This window comes from Pseudomonas sp. 14P_8.1_Bac3 (assembly GCF_025466085.1).
In the GTDB taxonomy this organism is placed as follows: Bacteria; Pseudomonadota; Gammaproteobacteria; order Pseudomonadales; family Pseudomonadaceae; genus Aquipseudomonas.
In genome coordinates this window covers 128885-149859 of record NZ_JANLOD010000006.1, presented here as the reverse complement: position 1 = coordinate 149859, position 20975 = coordinate 128885, and the positions used below count along the sequence as shown (strand labels likewise).

Below are 20975 nucleotides of genomic sequence, written 5' to 3'. Positions count from 1 at the left end.
AAGCAAGCACTCACGAGCACTCGCTATCGAACCAACACGAACATTCAATCCACTATCTCTGAATACGGACATATCTCACCCGGCGGACATGTCCTCGCCCCCAACTCAAGGTGCCAGTACCCCACATCGTGCCATTGACCGAGCTTGTAGCCGACCTTCGGGTAAGTGCCGATGTGGCGGAAACCAAGCCGCTCATGCAGTCCGACGCTACCCGGGTTGGGTTGTGAAATACCGGCGTAGGCCGAGCGATAGCCCTGTCGGGCGAGGATAGGCAGCAACGCTTCATAGAGGCGGCGGCCCACGCCTGTGCGACGTTCGCTTTCCGCGATGTAGACCGTGACGTCGACGGCCCAGCGGTACGCGGCGCGCGCCCGGTGCTGGCTGGCATAGGCGTAACCGACCACCTGGCCTTGCCGAACTGCCACCAGATACGGATAAGCCTGCAGGGTTGCGGCGATGCGCTGCCCTATCTCTTCGGCAGTAGGGGGCACTTCTTCGAAAGAGATCGCGGTGTCGGTAACCACGGGCGCATAGATAGCCTGGATGGCTGATGCATCTTCAAGCTGGGCCGTTCTGATTTCGATCGACATAACCACCTCAGATTGAACGCTGATTCACGCGTACCATGAGCTGTTCGGCGCTTTCCTTGCGCTCGGAGTAGCGGTCCACCAAAAACTCCTTTTGGTCGCGCAACAGTAGGGTGAACTTCACCAGTTCTTCCATGACATCGACCACCCGGTCATAGAACGGCGAAGGTTTCATTCGGCCGGCCTCGTCAAATTCCATGTAGGCCTTTGGCACCGAAGACTGATTCGGGAGGGTGAACATGCGCATCCAGCGCCCCAGGACGCGCAGCTGGTTGACGACGTTGAAGGACTGCGAACCGCCGCAGACCTGCATCACCGCCAGCGTCTTGCCCTGTGTCGGGCGAACGGCGCCAAGGGCCAGGGGGATCCAGTCGATCTGCGCCTTGAATACGGCCGACATCGCACCATGCCGTTCTGGCGAGCACCACACCTGGCCTTCCGACCACAGCACTAAATCGCGCAATTCCTGAACCTTGGGATGATCCACCGGAACATCGTCGGGCAGCGGTAACCCCGAGGGGTCGAAGACGCGGGTTTCTGCGCCGAAGTGCTCCAGCAGGCGCGCAGCTTCTTCCACCAGCAGCCGGCTGAACGAGCGCTCGCGGGTCGAGCCGTAGAGCAGCAGGATGCGTGGCTTGTGCTCGCTCGCGCGGGGCATGGCGTGCGCGTCGTCGAACAGGTTGAGGTCAAGGTGGGGCAGGTGGTCTGTCATGTTTGCTCCCGCTCAAAGAGCGCCGATTCTGCCCAGCTCGCGCTTGAGTTCATCGCGGCTGAGGCTGTGGAAGGGAAGGTCGAGAAACGCTTTGCAGCGTAATTCGATGCGCGCCAGCGTGGCGCGGAAAGCGTTGTCGACGGCGGCTTCGTCACCCACTACGTCGGAAGGGTCTTCCAGACCCCAATGGGATTTCAGCGCCGGCCCGAAATACACGGGGCAGCTTTCACCGGCCGCCTTGTCGCACACGGTAATGACGATATCCGGCAGGTTGTCCACGAAGGCGTCATTGCCCTTGCTACTCAAACCCTCCGTGGCAATGCCGGCCTGCTGCAGCGTGGTCAGGCTACGCGGCAGCACTTGGCCTTTTGGAAAGCTCCCGGAACTTACCGCTTCGAATCCCGGCGGCGCCAGGTGGTTGAACATGGCTTCCGAGAGGATGCTGCGGCAGCTGTTGGCCGTGCACATGAACAGGACTCGCATGAATGGCTCCTTCCGCTTGGCGGACATCAAAGGCTCAGGCGCCGTGCCAGCGCCGACAGGGAGGGTGTACAGATCAGGCACATCGGTCTCGGCTCACTCGTTCAGGCAATCAGCAACAGGCAACATTGCGCACCGGGCGCCCGTCCATGTTCTGCAGGCGGGAAGCGTTGTGTTCCAGCCACTGCGCGTTGGCTTGCAACGTCACCCGCAGCATTTCGTGCACCCACGCGGGAAGATCGGGATTGAGACGGTAATAAACCCACTGCCCTTGGCGGCGATCCAGCAGCAACCCGTTGCTACGTAGCTGGGCAAGGTGGCGACTGATCTTCGGTTGGCTGTCATCGAGGGCACACATCAGTTCGCACACGCATAGCTCGCCCTGATGGGCGATCAGCAAGGTGGCGCGGACGCGGGTTTCGTCAGCCAGGCTCTTGAATACTTCTGGGGGCGTGATCATGTACATCACCAGTTACATATGGGTAGCCGAATATATGGATATCCATATGTATTGCGCAAATTTTTTTGCAAATGGACGTTCCAACGTGGCAATTCTGTCAAAGACTCCACCGCCCTCAGTCTCAGCTAAGTTTCCGTCCGTACATTCTCCTTTACGCAAGTTCAACGCTGTTCAGGAGAGGCAACCCGCACATGAATCCCGCAAAAGCCGGATGGCTTAACAAAGTCCCCGAAGTGACACTGGCCTTCTGGGTGATCAAGATTCTATCGACCACCGTGGGTGAAACCGGTGCCGACTTCCTGGCCGTGGACGCCGGGTTCGGCGCTGGCTGGACCACCATCGGCATGGCGCTGCTGCTGGGTGGCGCGCTGTTCCTGCAAATGCGCAAAACCGCCTATTCGCCGTGGATCTACTGGTTGACCGTGGTGCTGGTGAGCATCGTCGGCACGCAGATCACCGACATCATGACCGACATGCTCGACATCAGCCTCTACGTCAGCACGGCGGTGTTCTCGGCGCTGTTGGCCTTGAATTTCCTGATCTGGTTCTCCCTGGAGAAGAACCTGTCGATTCGCGAAATCAATACGCCGCGGCGCGAGCTTTTCTACTGGTCCACCGTGCTTTGCACCTTTGCCTTGGGCACCGCCGCCGGCGATCTGGCCACGGAAGCACTGGGGTTGGGCTTCACCGTCGGTGCGGTGATTTTCGGCGCGCTGATTGCGGCGACGCTACTGGCCTGGCGCCTCGGGGCCAACGTGGTGCTGACCTTCTGGATCGCCTACATCCTCACCCGTCCGTTCGGCGCGTCCCTCGGCGACTTGCTGACCCAGGCCAAGACCTACGGCGGCCTGGGCATGGGCGCCGCCTGGACCTCCGCGATCTTCCTGACCGTGATTGTGCTGTTGGTGGCGGTCGCGCAAATCAGTCTTGGCAACCGTAAAACCGCCATTCAATAACCTTCAAACACCTATCAAGGAATCTCACATGCGCTCCTTTCAAACGACTTTTCGTCACGTCGCGATCATCTCGTCTCTGGTGCTGCTCGGCAGCCTGGCCGGCTGCTCGAAACCCGCCGACAAAGCCACTGTCGGCACCCCGACCAGTTCGATGAGCGCACCGGCGCAGTCCGGCTCGAAACTGGGTGATCTGAGCGGGTTCCGCAGCATCGCCGCCGACGTCAGCGCGCTGGTGGAAAAAAACGACCTGCCCGCTGCCAAGACCCGCATCAAGGACCTGGAAACTTCATGGGATTCCGCCGAAGCCGGCATCAAGCCCCGCGCTGCCGCTGACTGGCACGTGCTGGACAAAGCCATTGACCGCGCACTCGACGCCTTGCGTGCCAGTGCGCCGAAGCAGGCTGACTGCAAGGCGGCCATGGACGATCTGCTCAAGGCTTTCGATGCGATGAAAGGCCAGCAGTAAGTCGGCGCGGAACCGGCGGCGGACAAACGCCGGTTCAAGTGCTTCAATACAGGCGCGACGGCGATGACCGTCGCGCCTTTTTTGTCGGAGCGGTGCATGCGGATTCTGCTGGTCGAAGATGACTTGATGATTGGGGATGCCATCGAAGCTGCGCTCAAGGATGCGAGCTACGCCACCGACTGGGTGAAAAACGGCCTCACCGCGCTAGCGGCGCTGGATACCCAAACCTACGACCTGGTGTTGCTCGACCTTGGCCTGCCGGGCAAGGACGGGCTCGATGTGCTGGATGCCATTCGTGCGCGCAACAACCCTGTGCCGCTGCTGATCATCACCGCGCGCGATGGTCTGGATGATCGTCTGCGCGGGCTCGATGGCGGCGCTGATGACTTCCTGCTCAAACCCTTCGCCATGGCCGAGTTGCTGGCACGCATGCGCGCGGTATTGCGCCGGCGCGGCGGCAATGCGCAATCGTTGCTGGATAACGGCGAGGTGTCGTTGAACCTGGTCTCCAAGCGTGCCGCCACCGCCGACGTCAGCGATGTCCAACTCTCCAGTCGTGAATTCGCGCTGTTGCAGGCCCTGCTGATCCGCCCGGGCGCGATTCTTTCGCGCAGTGAACTGGAAGACCGGATTTACGGCTGGGGCAACGAAGTGGAAAGCAACGCCGTGGAGTTCCTGATTCACGCGTTGCGGCGAAAACTGGGGAACCACATCATCAAGAACGTCAGGGGGATGGGATGGATGGTTTCAAAAGGCGTTTGAGCGATTCGGTGCAGTTTCGGCTGTCCATCACGCTGTCGCTGGCCATTCTCATCGTCGCCTTGCTGGCGGGTGGGTTCGCGTTCATCTCGGCGCTCAACGAAGCGCACGAGATGCAGGACGAAAGCTTGCGCCAGGTGGCGGTGCTGTTCGATCGTCAGCACATGACTTTGCGTTATCCCGGCGCCGAGCGGATCGTGGGCGACGACGAAGAGTCGAGGATTACCGTGCAGTATCTGGCCGACAGCGCCGACGCGACCGGCAATGACGACGCCAGCGTTCCGTTGCCGTTCCCGGTGACCCTGGCCGATGGTTTGTCGACGCTGAACATCGCCGGGGAAAACTTTCGCGCGCTGGTCCGGACCACTTCGACAGGCGAACGCATCGTGGTCGCGCAAGAGGTCGACGTGCGCGACAAGGAAGCGCGGGAAAGCGCCTGGCGCAGTCTGCTGCCGTTTCTCATTCTGTTCCCGGTGCTGCTGTTGGTGGTTGGCGACCTGGTGCGCAAGTTGTTCCGTCCCATCGCGACGCTCTCGGCGGAGATCGATCAGCGCGACCAGCAGGCTTTGCATCCTGTCGATGAACAGCACCTGCCCAGCGAAATCCGGCCTTTCGTGGTGGCGATCAATCGGTTGCTCAAGCGTGTCGCGCAGGCCATGGAAACGCAACGACGGTTTATCGCCGATGCCGCCCATGAACTGCGTTCGCCGATGACGGCACTGTCGCTGCAAGCGGAGCGCTTGTCGTCCACGCCGATGTCAGAGGCGGTCCGGCAAAACTTCGTACCCTTGGCTCAGGGCATCGAGCGCAGTCGCAATCTCATCGAACAACTGCTGGCCCTGGCCGCCGCACAATCCGTCACGCAACGGGCCGAGACGGCCGTTTCAGTGCACGCCGTGTTTCGCCGCGTGCTGGAAGACCTGCTGCCACTGGCCGAGAACAAGGGCATCGATCTCGGCGTGGAAAGCGTTGCGGACGTGCAGGCGGTCATCAACGAACTGGACCTGTTCGTCCTGATCAAGAACCTGGTGGACAACGCCATCCGCTATACCCCGGCGGGCGGTCAGGTCAACTTGAGTGTCGAACCGGAGGAGCAGGGCGTGCTCATCGAGATCAAAGATACCGGCCCCGGCATCAGCGCTGAAGAACAAGCGCTGGTGTTCGATCCGTTTTACCGCATCCTGGGCACCGGTGAAGCCGGCTCAGGGCTGGGTTTGTCTATCGTCAGGACGATAGCCAGTCGGAATGATGCAAGTGTCACGCTTAGCTTTTCAGATGAACACAACCAGAAAGGTTTGCGAGTCAAAGTCCGATTGAATCGGCTTGTGTTATAGGTTGGGCTGCGTCCGCGATCTTCCCTGAGATTACATAGCCTTGAACCAGGTTCAGGTACTCACACAAGCCACTTTCAGGCGTATTTTTGGCTTGCCGTCGTTTAAGGCTTTCACCGCTTCCATTGAAGTGCAGACTCGACAGCGCTCAGCAAATCTTCTCCGCTGAAGGGTTTACGTAAGCATTCGATGGGCCCATAGCGGCTGGATTCGGCCAGTGTCGTTTCGTCCCAGTGGGCGGACATGCAAATCACCGGCAATTATCGCTCGGCATCTACCGCGAACAAGTCATCAAGCCAACCACAGCATTCTTGCGCCAGGCGCAACCGATTGTTGACCTGTACATGACCGTCCGCACCGGTTTGTTCGGGCAATTCGATCAATGATTTGTGCTTGGAGGCAATGGCTGCATGCCAGGTTCGCGCCTGTTCGGCGAACAGGTCTGATTCGCCGCCGCCGAGCAAGGATAGAAACGGTACGGAGACCCGAGCCGGATCGGCGCGCAGGGTGCACGTGCGGTCGATCAGTTCCGAGGGCGTGCGCGCGCCGGCCTTCCAGAAGGTGGTCTGGTGACTGCGCAACGTGGCCGCAGAAAACGTAGCACTGCCCTGGTGTGCGGCGGCAGCTTGCACCGAACGGGCAAACAGCAGTCCGGCGTCATGCAGGGGAGTGCTGGCCATGACGGTCGCCAGACGGGTGTCGTACCCGGCGGCACGGCTGACGAAGTAACCACCCAGACTCAGTCCCAGCAGAGCAATTCGGCCTGGACGGGCACCGAAGCGGGCGATCAATTGGTCGATGATGGCGCTTATTGGCTTCTCCGCTTCGGCTTCCCAATACAGACCTTGCGCCTGCAAGTCACCTTGGCCGGGCAAGTCCGCGAGGGCCACGGAATATCCGCGCTCCAGCAGGTTGCGGCCGACGGTGAAGAACAGGTCTTCATGGCAGGTGTCCGCGCCGCCAATCACCAGTACCAACGGGGCGTCCGGGTTCGGGTTGGCGAAATAATGCCCCGGCAGGCTGGCGTGTTTCCACGGGATTTCGAAACGTGTGGCGGGTAGCCGCAGTTCGTCGATGGCCAAGGCGAAGGCGCGTTGATGGCGGGCATACAGCTCGCTGAAACGTTGGCCAGGCCCTGCGAATTGCCAGGCAGACCGATAGCTGGCAAACGCCTTGAGGCGCATTTCGCCGGCGGAACGCCGCCAGCCTTTGGCGTGCCAGGTGTTGGCTTGTTGATCGAGATAGTCGCCGTATTGGGCAAAGGCATTGACCCAGCTGTCCGGGTCACCGTCGGTGATCGTCTCGGCGATGTAGAAAGCCTGACCAACATCCAGGCCGCCGGCCGGCCCCCAACTCAACGCGGCCATGAAGAACAGATCCATGTGCTCGTCGTTGAAGCGGTAGGTCATGCCGAGGCGACGGGTCGGGTTTTGCTCTGTTTCTGTTGCTTGAGGTGTGTGATTCACGGTGTCACCTGTTGGTTGCGATATGGCTGCCATAATAGGTAGACATTTCGCCTGCCTGTACTCGCCTTTCGGGAGCGCGCTCTTGGCAAAAAAAACAAAGGAAAATCAGCCGGATGACCGTAGGTTGCCCTCGCAATCACGGGCCCAGGTCAAGGTCGAACTCATATTGGAGGCCTCACGGCGGATCCTCGAGCGGGACGGCATCGAGGGCTTTACCACCAACCATGTCGCCGAACTGGCCGGCGTCAGCATCGGCACGCTCTATCAGTATTTCCCCAACAAACAGCGGGTTCTTGATGAGTTGGCGCTGCGCGAGTTGGGTGCATTGACCCGCGAGGTGATGACCGTCATCAGCAGCGATGAACCTGTGGCGCCTGGGGCGCGGGTTCGTGCGGTGATCCGTGCGATCGTCAACGCCTATGGCGGGCGTACCGGGGTGCATGGGGTGTTGATGCATTACCTGCTGAGTCGGGGCGCGGGCACGCCGTTGCCGCAGTTGCGCGCAGCCATCATTCAGTACTTCACCGACATTGGCCTGGTGGACGCCCCTCAGCAACGGCGCATGCTCGATGAGGCTGACGCCTTTGTGCTGACGCACGCGATCAGTGGCGTGTTGCGCGCCATGCTCAACGACCCGCAGACCCTTGAGCCTGGCAGTCGCCAGGCCATTGAAGATGCCTTGGTGCGGATGGTGGTCAACTTCACCTGAGTCCAATCGATAGCGTCAAAACCTGAGTTAATTTTGCGCGGGCGGTGCTGTGTGAAACGCCGCTGGCTGGGCAACGTATTGATCCGGAAGATCTTTTGCGCTTGATTCAAACCTTGGAGAACGCGAGTCCAAAAAGCGCGCGCTGATTCTTATCATGAGCGCCTCAGCCCGGCTCCACGGGCACTCCAAGGTAAATATCAAATGTCCCCGAATTATGTTGGCGGCTTCCGGCTGCCCGGCTTGAATCCGTTCGTCCTGACGCCACTGGCGGTGGTCCTGAGTGTTGTGTTGCAGGCAACGCCTGCGTTGGCCCAGACCGTCGTGTTGCCGACCGGGCAACAGGGCGCCTACACCAATAATCAGACGGGGCAGCCCGGTGCTGCCGGTAGCGGAGATGACAAAAATCCGCAGGACGGCAGCCCGGCTCCGGCCGGCCCCGGACTGGCCGTGCAGATCAACGGCGGCACCCTGCTCACCGATGGCGGTGCGGGCTCGACGCTCGGCCTCGGCGTGACCGGTGGCGCGGGTGGTGCTGGCAACGGCACCGAAGGCGGCAACAGCGGGCCGGCAGCGGGGGCCGGCGGTTTGGGCGGCACGCCAGGCACGTTGTCGTTGACCATGAGCCAAGGCTCGCAAGTCAGCAGTTCGAGCACCGGCCCTGCGGCGGTAGCGGTGCAAAGCACCGGCGGGCAAGGTGGCTATGGTGGCGGTTTCAACGCCGCCGAAGGCATCTCTGGTACGGCCGGATCCGGTGGTAACGGCGGTGAAGTAGACGTCAATCTGGCCGGCAGCATCGTCAGCCACCAAGGTGCGAACGGCAATAAGCCTGGTCCGACGGCCTTGCTGGTGACCTCGACTGGCGGCGCCGGTGCCGACTCCAATCCCGACTACTCCGGATCCGGTCAAACGATCAAAACCGTCGGCGATGCGAATGGTCGGGCGGGCGGTAACGGCGGCAATGGCGGTGCGGTTTCGCTGGTTTCCCACACGGCCTCGTTCGTCTCCGGTGGCTCGGGCATTGTCTTGCTCAGCCAGGGCGGTCAGGGTAGTGCCGGGTCGTCAGCGGAAGCCAGTGGCGGTACAGCCCATGGCGGCGTGGGCGGTACGGGCGGCAATGGCGGTAGCGTCACCGCCACTATCACCGGGGAGGCGCACAATCCCGGTTGGCTGATTTCCGCGGTCGGCTCGCCGATTTCCGGACAGGGTGAGATCGTCAACCTGCCCCTGAACAACAGTTTCGAAACATCGTTTCTCAGTGCGGCGGTCGCGGCGCAGTCCTTTGGTGGCGACGGCGGAATGGGTGGCACCGCTCAAGGTGCCACCGCCATCGCCGGACCAGGTGGGGCGGCGGGGTCGGGTGGCGCAGTGCAAGTGACCCTGGGCGATATCAATGTCAGCACCACGGGTCATACGGCGCCGGCCATTCTGGCCCAGAGCATCGGAGGGTCTGGTGGTGATGGCGCGAGCGCCGGCTCGCCGTTCAAGGCCAAGGGTGGTAATGGTGCCGAGGGTGGCAACGGCTCGAGCGTCACCGTGCAAACATACTCGAGCACTGCCGGCGATGCCTCGCAAACCACCATCACCACCACGGGCAATGACGCCAGCGGCATCGTTGCGCAGAGCATCGGCGGGGGCGGCGGCGCGGGTGGTGACGTCAGCACGGGTAGCGTACTGGCCGGTTTCGCTGTCGGTGGCAACGGTGAGATCGGCGGTACCGGTGGAACCGTCACTGTACAGAACGGCGATTTTGCTGATGCCAATGGCCAGTTGTTGCCCGGTGCAGTGATCGTCACCAGCGGTGATCGCTCGGACGGTATCTCGGCGATCAGCGTCGGCGGCGGCGGGGGCTCCGGGGGGAACGCGTCATCGACGGTGGGTGGTGCATTCGCCATGACCATCGGTGGCAAGGGCGGCAGCGGCGGGTCTGCCGGCCAGCGCGGAACGCTGCAAGTGTCTGCCGCCAACAACGGCGTGATTCAGACCTCCGGGGCACATGCCATTGGTATGCAGGCCATGGCAGTCGGCGGCGGCGGTGGCAACGGCGGCTCCGCCAGCTCGCTCGAAGCCGGGGCGCAAGTGGATGTGACGCTGGCCGTGGGCGGCGATGGCAGCAAGGGCGGTAATGCCGGGGATGTCACGGCGGTCAATGACGGCCAGATCCTTACGCAGGGCAGCGATGCTTTTGGCTTGCAAGTATTGAGCGTGGGGGGCGGCGGCGGGAACGGCGGCGCCAGCAAGGCGGCGGCCTATCAACTGATCAACAGCTCGGAGGCACCGTCGCTGGACTTCAACCTGTCGGTGGGTGGCAAGGGTGGCGCCGGTGGCGATGGCGGCAACGTCACCGGCACCAACAATTTCTCGATCGTCACCAGTGGCGCCGGTTCCCATGGCTTGCAGGTACAAAGTATCGGCGGTGGCGGCGGCAACGGCGGCGACTCGAGTTCCACCCAACTGAGCACCAAGGGCTCGACGCTCAATATCAATCTGGCGATTGGCGGCGATGGGGCCGGTGGTGGCAGCGGCGGCACGGCGACGGCCAACAACAACGGCCTGATCTGGACCATGGCTCGCGACAGCGATGCAATTGTTGCGCAAAGCATCGGCGGTGGCGGCGGCAACGGCGGCGCGGGTAGCAGCGACACCTCGCAGTTCGCCGACAACGACAGCAAGAAGGCCGGTGAACTGGAACTGGGCATCGGCGGTGGTGGTGGCACTGGCGACATTGGCGGCAACGTCAATGTCAACAACGCCCAGACGGGCGCGATCATCACTCTGGCCGATGGTTCGCGCGGCATCTTTGCGCAAAGTATTGGCGGTGGTGGCGGCAACGGCAGCGCCGGGGTGGCCAATGGCAGTTCCGGCACACTCAATGCCAGGGTTGCGGTCGGCGGCAATGGTGGCAGCGGCAACGACGGCGGCACGGTGACGGTGAACAACGCCGGAACCATCGTCACCGGTGGTGGCGACGCGGCGGGGATCTACGCACAAAGCGTGGGTGGCGGCGGAGGTTCAGGGGGGAACGCCTCCACGGGCGGTGGCGATGATCCGCAGACGCAACTGTTCAAGTATTTGCAGAACTCCCTGCCCAGCGTCGTCACCACTTACAGCAACAACACGATGGGCTTCGTGCCCAGCGCCAGTAGTTTGTTCGACAAGGGCGTGCAGAATGTGGTCGACCTGATCAAGGGCTATTACAAGGACAACAGTGCCAACGGCGCCACGCCGCCGGCCAGTGGCGACGGCGGTGGCGACTTGAGCATCACGCTCGACATCGGCGGTGGATTCGCCGGCAAGGGCGGCGCGGGTGGCGACGGTAAGGAAGTCGACGTTACCAACGCCGCGGCAGGTGCGATCCATACCCTGGGCCCGATGTCCGACGGCATCGACGCCATGAGTGTCGGTGGTGGCGGTGGCAGCGGCGGGATGGTGGCGGCCTCGAACAACTCCAGCACCGACCTGAGCAAACTCAACGCGACCATCGCAGTGGGCGGGCAGGGTGGCAGTGCCGGAAACGGTGGTGAGGTCAGCGTTATCAACCAGGGCAACATTCAGACCGAGGGCAGCGCTTCGCTGGGCATCTTCGCCGCGAGCATCGGTGGTGGCGGCGGCACGGGCGGCTTCACGACCACCAGCATTCCCGGTGCGACCGATCAGTTGCAGACGCTCAACGTCGAGTTGGGCGGCAATGCCGGCGCCACCGGTAATGGCCAGGCCGTGGCCGTTTACAGCATGCCTTCCCTGACGGGAGGCCCGGCGACTTTCGTCTCGACCACCGGCAGTTACGCCGCCGGGATCGCCGCCATGAGCATTGGTGGTGGCGGCGGGTTGGTGACGTTGAATGACACCGCGACCAACCCGCAAACCGGGGGAGCGGTCAGCACCGGTGGTTTGCAAATGAGCGGTTTCCAGTTGGCCGGCAAATCGGCGGTACAGGCATGCGGTGGCACCGCCGCGGCGTGCGGCGACGGTGGCCCGGTGCTGGTCATGGCGCAAAACGTCCAGACCAGCGGCCTCGATGCGCACGGTATCGTCGCGCAAAGCATTGGCGGTGGCGGCGGTTGGGTTCGTGCCGCCGCCACGGGCGGGAAAAACTACTTCGCCATCGCCAATGGACTGTCCGGCAATGGGCAATCCAGCAGCGTCACCGTGCTGGGCGATGTTTCCACCGCGGGTGCCGGAGCCTATGGTGTCATCGCCCAGAGTGTCGGCGGCAGCGGATTGCTGGCCGGCGACCTGTCGACGACGGGTAGCGCGGTTGGCGCCTTCACGCCGCAGAATCGCAGCCTGTTGAACCTGGGCAGCACGGGCGATGGCGGTGTGGTGCAGGTCGATGTCAAGGCGGGCAGCAGCGTCGCGACAACCGGCAGCAACGCCACCGGCATTTTTGCGCAAAGTGTTGGCGGCGGTGGCGGTCTGGTCGCCAGCGATGGCGTGCTCTACATGGGCACCGCTGGGGGACAGGGCACTTCCGGACCGGTCACGGTGAAAGTCGAAGGGGCGGTGACGACCACCGGGATCAACGCGCCGGCCATCTTTGTCAATGCCGACAGCGCCGCACCGTCGGCCAACGCTGTCAATGTCGATGTGTCTGGCACGGTCAACAGCAGCCACTCCGACGCGATCGTCATCAACAGCAATGCGACCAGCAACACGGTGACCAACAGCGGGCAGATTGGCAGTGATTCGTACGCGGTGGTTACGCAGCGCAATGACGTCAACGTGAACAACAATGTTGGCGGGACGCTCAACGGCTCGTTGCGTCTGGGCCAGGGGACGCTGGAGAACGACGGCACCTGGGCACCGGTGCTGGGTGGCATCAGTTATGCCAGTTCGATTATCAACCCGGGCACACTGGTGGTCGGTAGCGGTCTGCAGAGTGGCAATATTTTCACCCCCGGTACGCGGCTCAACGGCAATCTTGCCAGCACCGGGACATTGGTCAGCCACATTGATTTCGCCGGTGGCCAGGCTTCCACCCTGCTGGTCGATGGCACGGCGAATCTCAGCGGCACGTTGAAAGTGGCGCCCGTGACCATGGCTTCATCGACCCAACAGGTCATCTCCGCGACCAAGGGCCTGACCGTCAACAATCTGAGCGTGCAGGACGACTCCAATTACCTGTACAGCTACACGTCGCAACTGGCCGACAACACGCTGTCGGTAACGCCGAATGCGCAGTTCTCCAGCGCCGCCCGCTCGGCGAGCCTGAGCCGCAACGCCCAGCAACTGGCGAACCATTTGCAAGCCAACTTCGACAGCGGCGTGACCGCGCTGGCACCGCTCTACAGCGCGCTGGACCAGGTGAAAAATCCGCAACAATATAGCGCGGCACTGTCCGGGCTGAGTGCCGAATCGCTGCAGATGGTGGGCGTCGCAAGGCTGACCGCCAGTGAGTCGTTCGTCGACCGCATGAACACATGCCCGGATGAGCGCGACTTCGATTCGGACAAGCATGAACATGACTGTGTCTGGACGCGCGTCGATGATCAGACCACCCATGCCAACAGCAGCGACGACTCCTATCGGGTCAACGAACATGTGGTGCAAGTGGGCGGCCAGCACGAGCTTGCGGACGGCTGGTGGGTCGGCGGCTCGGCGGCTTACAACGATGGCAGTGAGTCGGCGTCCAGCGGCGTCGGCAGCGTCACTGACAATGGGCTGAGCCTCGGCGCGGTGGTCAAGCGCGAGATTGGCCCGTGGACCTTCAGCGGTTCCGTCGATGCCTCGCAAGGCAAGTACCAGTCAACCCGACATTTGCAGGTCGGCAATCAGAACCTCGACGCCAAGGGCTCGTTCGATGCTTACAACATCGGTCTGCATTCGCGTACGTCCTATCTGGTCGACGGGGGCAACTGGTACGTCAAACCTTACGTCGATGTGCATGCGATCAACGTGCATACCGATGGCTTCCAGGAGTCCGACGCCGGGGTGCTGGGCCTGAAAGTGAATGCCGGCAACGGCACGATCTTCTCGGCCTCGCCGATGGTTGAAATCGGTGAGCACCTGCGCTTCAGCAACGGTGCTGAGGTGAAACCTTCGGTGGCCGTGGGCAAGGCGTTCTACAGCGGCGACAACTGGAACACCGATATGCGCCTGATCGGTTCGGGCGACGGTGTGCAATCGTTCAACAGCGAAATGGCCACGCCGCATCAACTGAACCAATACAACGCCGGTGTCGACCTCAAGGTCAGCGCACACTCGGAAGTCCGGCTCGACTACACCGGACAGTCCGGAGACGGCTACCGCATGGGCGAAGGCGCGCTTCGTTTCACTCACTTCTTCTGATCGGAAAGTCGGATTCCACCGCGAGTGCGCGATGGAATCCGGGCCGAAACGAATCGACAAAGAGACTGGAAAATGAGCGAGACAGTTATCCGCGCGGCACGCGAGGTGATGGAATGAATGACCGTCGCACCAAACTCGATGACGATATTTGCATCCACATCTTCAACTCATCCGGCGCGATGGTCGGGGTGTGCCTGACGGTAGTCGGAATCCTGCGGGTGGTGATCAATATCCGCCAGGAAGACGTTATGGGGCAGAGCATGCTGGCGATCAATGCGATCATCTACCTGGTGACCTGTCTGATCGCTTATTGGGCGTTACGCACCCGGCGAGCGAAGCGCAACCACCTGTTGGAAAGAATTGCCGACGGTTTGTTTTTTTTCGGGCTGGTGTTCACCACGTTGACCACGGGGTTTATCACGTTCGCGATGTCGACGTGCTGAGTCGATCAAATCCCCTGAGCACGGCGCAACGAGGTCAAACCGGCTACGTCGACTCCCCACCCGGCGTCTCGACCTGCGCCTTGAGGAACAGTGAAAACAGCTCTTGCGGCGACTTGATGTTCAGTTTCGTGTAGACATGCCGGCGGTGGACCTTGACGGTCTCTGCCGAGATGCTCAACTTGCTGGCCACTTCCTTGTTCGAACAGCCACTGAGAATCAAACGAATCACATCGAGTTCTCTGGCGGTCAGGGGAGTGCCCAGTCGCACCATGGCCTCCTCCAGATTGTCCTGCCAGCGCGGCGCCTGGCGAGGGACGCTTTCTGCCATCGCGCTTTCGAAAAACATGCGCTGGCGCATCAGGCCGACTACCCACGGGCGGATCATGTCCAGCAGTGAAATCTGTTCCGGGGTGAACATCTGACGGCTTCCCAACGACAGGCACAAGCTACGGGCCTCATCGAGTTGCACGTTGTACTGCAATTCGTCCTGCTCTACGTAATGGGTGAAGTAGCGCTCGTAGTATTCCGTCTCCTTGAAGCGCTCCGGTGCCACGTCTGCCAAGCGGAACAGTCCGGTGGCGGGCTGCTCGCGATTGGCGATGTAGAAGGGGTCGAGCAGATACAGGCCCTTGATGTAATCGTGGAACAGAGGGTCCGGTCCCTCGCCCTGATAGGGGCTCTCTGCGAAGGCAAAAGGCCGGCCGTCGCTGAACAGCAGCACCGCCCAGGTGTCGACCGGAACGTATTCGCCGATCAAGCGGCTCAGGCTTCGCCAGAAATCAGCCTTGTCCAGATGTTCGATCAGTTGGCCGGCAGAGCGGTGCCAGGCCAAGTCCTGGAGCGTTGGTGTCATGCATACCCCCTGGGGTTAATCACTCGACGTGATAGGAAATTCGCTGGCAAAACGCATAATTGCATCGACCTTTTGCAAAAGTCACTTACTTCCTGACCGGGATTTACCCTGATAACAAGGTCCGAATATGAAGCTTGAACTCGTACAACTGGCGGGGCGCGATGGTGATACCGCGCACAATTTGCGACGCACGCTGGATGCTATCGCTCAATGCGCGCCTGACACCGACATCGTGTTGTTTCCCGAAGCGCAGATCACCGGTTTCCTGAACTACGAGAACATTGCCGAACAGGCACTGTCGCTGGATGCCCCTGACATTCAGGCCATCCAGCAGGCTGCGTATGAGCATGACGTGGCCGTGGTGGTGGGGCTGATCGAAAACGACGCGGGGAATTTTTACAACACGACGCTTTTCATCACCCCTGAAGGTATTCGACTCAGCTATCGCAAGACTCATCTCTGGGTGTCCGAGCCTGGCCTGGTATTACCCGGCGATCGCTACGGCACCGTGGAATGGCGTGGGGTGCGCATCGGTCTGTTGATCTGCTACGACACCGAGTTCCCGGAAACTGCACGGGCCGTGGCGGCCCTTGGCGCAGAACTGATCCTGGTCACCGATGGCAACATGGAACCTTACGGTCACGTGCATCGCACCTCGATCACTGCCCGTGCCCAGGAAAACCAGGTGTTCGCTGTCGTGGTGAACCGCGTCGGCCAGGGTGATGACGATACGGTGTTCGCCGGGGGCAGTGCCGTGGTCGATCCTTTCGGGCAGGTATTGCTCGAGAGCGGGCGCCAGGAAAGCCGCCATGTGATCGAGCTGGACATGACGCAACTGGCCGATGCCAGAGCCCTCTACGACTACCGCAAGGACCAGCGCTTCCAGTTACCGGGGGAGCGTATCGATCATCCGGATGGCCGACGCGAACTGCTGATTCCTTAAGCAAGGCGCTACATCCGCCGGCTTCGCTCAGCACATAACAATAATTCAGCAACCGTCAGCTGATGGCGCGTTCGGCAAGAATGTGCAACCAGCCAGGAGCATCCCATGAAATTTCCCCGCTTGATGAAGTTCAGCCTTGTCGCACTGTTCGGTACCAGTCTCGGTGTCGCGTGGGCCGAGGCGCCGCGTGTGCACTTGTATAACTGGTCCGATTTCCTCGCACCGGAAACGCCAAAGGAATTCCAGGCGGATACAGGTATCTCGTTGATCTGGGATGCCTTCGACAATGCCGAAGTGATGGAAAGCAAGTTGATGGCGGGACGCACCGGTTATGACGTGGTGATGGTGCCTGACGACCTGTTGCCCAGCCTGACGAAGGCCGGAGTGATCCAGGAACTGGATCGTGACCGTATGAGCAACTGGTCGCACCTCGCCCCGGAGGTACTGGCAAAACTTCAAGGCAACGATCCGGGCAATCGCTACGCGGTCCCCTATATGTGGGGTACGACAGGCATTGGCTATAACAAGACCAAGGTTGAACAACTGCTGGGAGCGAACGCTCCGGTAGATTCCTGGGACCTGATCTTCAAAGAGGAAAACATCTCGAAACTCAGCCAGTGCGGCGTGGCGATGCTGGATGCACCCGTAGAGATCGTGCCAATCGCGCTGCATTATCTGGGCCTGCCAGCGAACAGCAAGAACCCCGAGGATTACCTCAAGGCCGAGGCCTTGCTGCGCAAGATCCGCCCCTACATCCGCTATTTCGACTCCTCAAAATTCACCACGGACCTGGCCAATGGCGATATCTGTGCCGTGGTCGCCTGGGGTGGCTCCGTCTACAACGCGAAAGTCACGGCAGACCATGCCGACAACGGCGTCAAACTGGCCTACAGCATTCCGCGAGAAGGGGCCCCGGTCTGGTTTGAGAACATGGTGCTACTCAAGGATGCCCCCCACCCGCAGCAGGGCTATGACTTCATCAACTACATGCTGCGCCCGCAAGTGATTGCCAAGAGTTCCAACTACGTCGGCTATCCCAATGGCAACAAGGACGCCTCGGCCTTCATCGATCCGCAGTTGCGGGACAACCCGGCGGTGTACCCGACCAAAGAAGTCATGGCGACGCTATACCCCCTCGAAACGTTGCCGCTCAAACTGGAACGCGTGCGTACGCGACTCTGGAGCAAGGTGAAAAGTGGCACCTGAGTACCGCCCCCCAACCCTTCGCCTGACCACCCTAGCAATGACCGGAGTTGCCATGACCCGCGCAGTAGACTTGATCATCACTCACGCTGACATCCACACCATGGACCCAAGCCTGCCCAGGGCCCTGGCCATTGCCGTGCATCAAGGGCGCATTGTGGCCGTGGGCGATAACATGGACATCGAACGCATGGCGGGTGTCGATACGCGCAGGATCAACGCACAAGGACAATTGATGCTGCCTGGGTTGCAAGACACCCATGTGCACTTTCAACTCAGCAGTGCCGACCTCTACCACAATGCGTCGTTGTACGCCGCCAGCAACCTTGACGAACTGCTGGCGACCATTCGCGAGTTCGCCGAACGCCATCCCGACAAGGCCTGGATTCGTGGCGTCGGTTTCTCCTCCAGCCTGTTCAGTCCGGATGAACTCACCAAGGAATTATTGGACAGCGTGACCGGAGGGCGCCCGGCACTGATGCTGGCCAACGATTACCACAACGGCTGGGCCAACAGCGCCGCCTTCAAGATCGCCGGGATAACCGCGGGCAGCCCCGAGCCGGAGAACGGTAGCTACGTGCGCAATACCGACGACACACCCAAGGGATGGCTGTTGGAGGATGCCATCTGGGCGATGAACCGCATCGCACCCGGGTACACGGACGACGAGTACCTGGAGGCCATGCGGCACTACAGCAAGGCGTTCAACCGACGCGGCATCACCGGTGTGCTGGATGCCATGGTCAATCGCAACTACATGAAGAACTATCAGGCCTCCCATGATCGCGGTGACCTGACGCTGCGGGTTCGTGCCACCTCGAAAGTCTTCGCACACAAGCCGCTGGACGAGCAACTTCGTGAACTCAAGGACCTGCGCGAGACCTATCAGGGGGACCGGGTCAGCCTGCATTCGGCAAAGTTCTTCCTCGACGGTGTGCTGGAAAGCGGTACGGCGGTGTTCCTCGAACCACGTTCTGACACAGGCGGGAATGCCGAGTTGATGTTTACCCAGGACCAGATCAACAGCTGCTTCGCGGCGTTTGATCGGGAGAAATTCCAGTTGCACGTTCACACCATTGGTGACGGTGCAGTACGTGCCGCCGTGGACGGGATCGAGTATGCCTGGCAACAAAATGGCAAATGGGATTCGCGCCACCAACTGGCACACCTGCAAGTCGTGGCCCCGGCAGACATTCCTCGCTTCACGTCCTTGGGAATTCTGGCTAATTTCCAGCCCCTGTGGGCTCAACCCCAACCCGAAGCCGACGCCATCGCCGACGCCATGTTGGGCCCGGAGCGCAGTCAATGGGTATTCCCCATCGGCGCCTTCGTGCGCAAAGGCGTGACGTGCATGATGAGCAGCGACTGGGGCGTCAGTACCTATGATCCGTTCGAGATCTTGCAGTCGGCCGTCACCCGTCAAAACGTGGGGGCCGATCCCGACGACCCGGTTCACAACCCGCAACATCGCATCAGCATCGAAGAGGCGATCCGTGGTTACACGATCAATGCGGCCCATGCGGCTTGGCGCGATGACTGCACCGGCAGCCTCAGCGTCGGCAAGTACGCTGATTTGATTGTGCTCGACCGCAATCTGTTTGAAATCGACCCCGGGAGCATCGCCCAGACCCAAGTGTTACTCACCCTGCTGGAAGGGCAAGAGGTACATCGGTCGCCTGACTTCGGCTGACTGAACGGCCCCGAAAGGGGCCCTCCACACTCAACCGTTCACCGCTTACATCAACCCTCGTTTCGGGCCGTCGGGCCTGAAGGTTGGCGCGTGCGTGCGAATCGCGGGGAGCTCCGTTCGCCGCCAGCAGTTTTGCCATACAACAAGAATAATCGGGAGAAATCAGTATGTCCTTCATCACCCAATTGCGGACGCTTTCGGCGCTCGGCGCGTTGATCAGCCAATGTGCCGTTGCGGGGTATGCATTCGACGCGGGCGACGTCAAAGGGGAGGCGACCCTGGCCGCTGGCGCGGCCAGCCTCAACGCCCGTCACGTTAACTTTGGTTCCGGGCGTGTAGACCTGCGCAACGGCCGCAACACCGGCGAGCGTGCCGACTGGCAGGAGATGTACCTGAAACCCGGAATGACCCTCAACTATGAGCTCTATCCGGGCTTTGAAGTATTCGGTGGCGCGTCGGCGGTCGGGGCTGCCACGTTGGGTGACGGCGACGCCGGCGGCTACACCCGCAGTTCGGACCATGACCTTGCCGTTGAAGCGTTCTACGCCGGTGTACGCAAGGGCGATTGGACGTTCAGCGCCGGACGGCAGGACTTCAAGGTCGGCACAGGGTTCATCGTCATGGATGGCAACCTCGATTTCTTTGACGATGCCGCGTACTGGATTGGCCCGCGAACAGCATTCCGCGATTCCGCCATTGTCCGTTACAGCCATGATCGCCTCAGCGCCCAGGCCTTCAGTTTGCGCACGGACGACGATCTCGGTGACTTTCGCATGAACGGCCTGAACGTCGATTACGACCTGGCCGGTGCGGTGACGCTGGGGGCCATGGCGATGAAGGTGAATTCACTGGACCGCGAAGCCAATATCCAGAACCCGCGCGAGGGCATGCAGGTCTATAACCTGCGTGCGTTGCAGGGCAAGGTGCCCGGTCTGGATGACCTGACGCTGCATGGCGAGTACGCAGTCGAGCGCGGCAGCGGTGCTGGTGTCGACTACGATGCCCGCGCCTGGTACGCCCAGGCTGACTATGCGTTCCCCTCGTTTCCGCTGCAGCCACTGTTGAGTTACCGCTATGCGTACTTCTCCGGTGACGACGACCCCACCGATACCAAAAAGAAAGCCTGGGACCCGCTCAGCAAGGGCTACGTCGACTGGGGTACCTGGCTGATTGGCGACGTAGTCGGCAATTATCTGCTGTTCAACAGCAATGAGCGCGTCAGTCAGTGGACTATGCGCACCCACCTGACGCCCACCGTTAGCCTGGGCGGCATTCATTACCAGTTCGATCTGGATGAAAAGATGCTCAATGGTGTCGCAGTCAGCGATCGACGCTTCGCCGACGAGAACGTCGTATTCCTTGAATGGACCCCGACACCCAGCGTTTACACCAGCGTCTCGTACAACTGGGTCAAGCCATTGGCGGCGGCCCGCGAAACCTACGGTAACGACGACTTCAGCGCCATCGAGATGTTCATCTCCTACCGCTATTGAGCCCAATCCGAAGCGGTGCAGCCCGGCTGGCTGCGTCCGCTTTCATCAACGACAGGAAACCCGCCGTGATCAATGCAGTTGCAGAACCCCACGAAGCCCCTCCCGGCCGCCTCTCCACGCTGACGCTCGAAAGGGAGGT

17 protein-coding genes are annotated in these 20975 nt (G+C 61.2%); 11 read left to right on the top strand and 6 right to left on the bottom strand.

Annotated features, from left to right (window positions below; genetic code table 11):
* Positions 1-44: 44 nt before the first annotated feature.
* The 4 genes from NTD84_RS01885 to NTD84_RS01870 all read right to left on the bottom strand — a co-directional run bounded on the left by NTD84_RS01885 (position 45) and on the right by NTD84_RS01870 (position 2239).
* Positions 45-590: an arsinothricin resistance N-acetyltransferase ArsN1 family B gene (locus NTD84_RS01885; RefSeq protein WP_262163098.1), complete on the bottom strand. Its 546-nt coding sequence runs from the start codon at positions 588-590 to the stop codon at positions 45-47.
* A 7-nt stretch (positions 591-597) separates the two neighbouring features.
* Positions 598-1299, bottom strand: a complete 702-nt coding sequence (arsH, locus tag NTD84_RS01880; RefSeq protein WP_262163096.1) for an arsenical resistance protein ArsH — start codon at positions 1297-1299, stop codon at positions 598-600.
* Positions 1300-1311: 12 nt separating this feature from the next.
* Positions 1312-1782 carry an arsenate reductase ArsC gene (locus tag NTD84_RS01875; protein ID WP_262163094.1) on the bottom strand — a complete coding sequence of 157 codons (471 nt, stop codon included), beginning with the start codon at positions 1780-1782 and terminating at the stop codon, positions 1312-1314.
* 109 nt (positions 1783-1891) lie between these two features.
* Positions 1892-2239, bottom strand: coding sequence for a metalloregulator ArsR/SmtB family transcription factor (locus tag NTD84_RS01870; RefSeq protein ID WP_262163092.1), 348 nt, complete (start codon positions 2237-2239; stop codon positions 1892-1894).
* A gap of 191 nt (positions 2240-2430) precedes the next feature.
* Here NTD84_RS01870 and NTD84_RS01865 point away from each other — a divergent pair, with 191 nt between their 5' ends.
* From NTD84_RS01865 to NTD84_RS01850, 4 genes are all read left to right on the top strand, one after another.
* The gene (locus tag NTD84_RS01865) at positions 2431-3195 is read left to right on the top strand and encodes a hypothetical protein (RefSeq protein ID WP_262163090.1); all 765 of its coding nucleotides are present in this window, start codon (positions 2431-2433) and stop codon (positions 3193-3195) included.
* A gap of 28 nt (positions 3196-3223) precedes the next feature.
* Entirely contained in the window at positions 3224-3661 is a 438-nt protein-coding gene (locus NTD84_RS01860; RefSeq protein WP_262163089.1) for a hypothetical protein, read from the top strand.
* Positions 3662-3757: 96 nt separating this feature from the next.
* Positions 3758-4423, top strand: coding sequence for a response regulator (locus NTD84_RS01855; RefSeq protein ID WP_262163088.1), 666 nt, complete (start codon positions 3758-3760; stop codon positions 4421-4423).
* The gene (locus NTD84_RS01850; protein WP_262163087.1) at positions 4399-5754 is read left to right on the top strand and encodes an ATP-binding protein; all 1356 of its coding nucleotides are present in this window, start codon (positions 4399-4401) and stop codon (positions 5752-5754) included. Before NTD84_RS01855 ends, NTD84_RS01850 begins: the two co-directional genes overlap by 25 nt.
* A gap of 257 nt (positions 5755-6011) precedes the next feature.
* Here NTD84_RS01850 and NTD84_RS01845 read toward each other — a convergent pair whose 3' ends face one another.
* On the bottom strand, positions 6012-7217 hold the full coding sequence (locus tag NTD84_RS01845; RefSeq protein WP_262163084.1) for an alpha/beta hydrolase family protein: 1206 nt from the start codon (positions 7215-7217) through the stop codon (positions 6012-6014).
* Positions 7218-7299: 82 nt separating this feature from the next.
* On the opposite strand from NTD84_RS01845, the gene NTD84_RS01840 reads away from it, so the two are divergent.
* From NTD84_RS01840 to NTD84_RS01830, 3 genes are all read left to right on the top strand, one after another.
* Positions 7300-7926, top strand: a complete 627-nt coding sequence (locus tag NTD84_RS01840) for a TetR/AcrR family transcriptional regulator (RefSeq protein WP_262163083.1) — start codon at positions 7300-7302, stop codon at positions 7924-7926.
* Between the two features lie 201 nt (positions 7927-8127).
* Positions 8128-14211 (top strand): autotransporter outer membrane beta-barrel domain-containing protein, encoded by a 6084-nt coding sequence (locus NTD84_RS01835; RefSeq protein ID WP_262163081.1) that lies wholly within the window; start codon positions 8128-8130, stop codon positions 14209-14211.
* Between the two features lie 113 nt (positions 14212-14324).
* Entirely contained in the window at positions 14325-14654 is a 330-nt protein-coding gene (locus NTD84_RS01830) for a hypothetical protein (protein WP_262163080.1), read from the top strand.
* A 43-nt stretch (positions 14655-14697) separates the two neighbouring features.
* On the opposite strand, the gene NTD84_RS01825 is transcribed toward NTD84_RS01830, so the two are convergent.
* Positions 14698-15507, bottom strand: a complete 810-nt coding sequence (locus NTD84_RS01825) for a helix-turn-helix domain-containing protein (protein WP_262163078.1) — start codon at positions 15505-15507, stop codon at positions 14698-14700.
* Positions 15508-15634: 127 nt separating this feature from the next.
* Between NTD84_RS01825 and NTD84_RS01820 the strand changes: the two genes are divergently transcribed.
* From NTD84_RS01820 to NTD84_RS01805, 4 genes are all read left to right on the top strand, one after another.
* Positions 15635-16450 carry a carbon-nitrogen hydrolase family protein gene (locus tag NTD84_RS01820; protein WP_262163077.1) on the top strand — a complete coding sequence of 272 codons (816 nt, stop codon included), beginning with the start codon at positions 15635-15637 and terminating at the stop codon, positions 16448-16450.
* Positions 16451-16555: 105 nt separating this feature from the next.
* Positions 16556-17656, top strand: a complete 1101-nt coding sequence (locus NTD84_RS01815) for a polyamine ABC transporter substrate-binding protein (protein WP_262163075.1) — start codon at positions 16556-16558, stop codon at positions 17654-17656.
* A 52-nt stretch (positions 17657-17708) separates the two neighbouring features.
* Positions 17709-19343 carry an amidohydrolase gene (locus NTD84_RS01810; RefSeq protein ID WP_262163074.1) on the top strand — a complete coding sequence of 545 codons (1635 nt, stop codon included), beginning with the start codon at positions 17709-17711 and terminating at the stop codon, positions 19341-19343.
* 167 nt (positions 19344-19510) lie between these two features.
* Positions 19511-20836, top strand: a complete 1326-nt coding sequence (locus tag NTD84_RS01805; RefSeq protein ID WP_262163071.1) for an alginate export family protein — start codon at positions 19511-19513, stop codon at positions 20834-20836.
* The last annotated feature ends 139 nt before the right edge of the window (positions 20837-20975 follow it).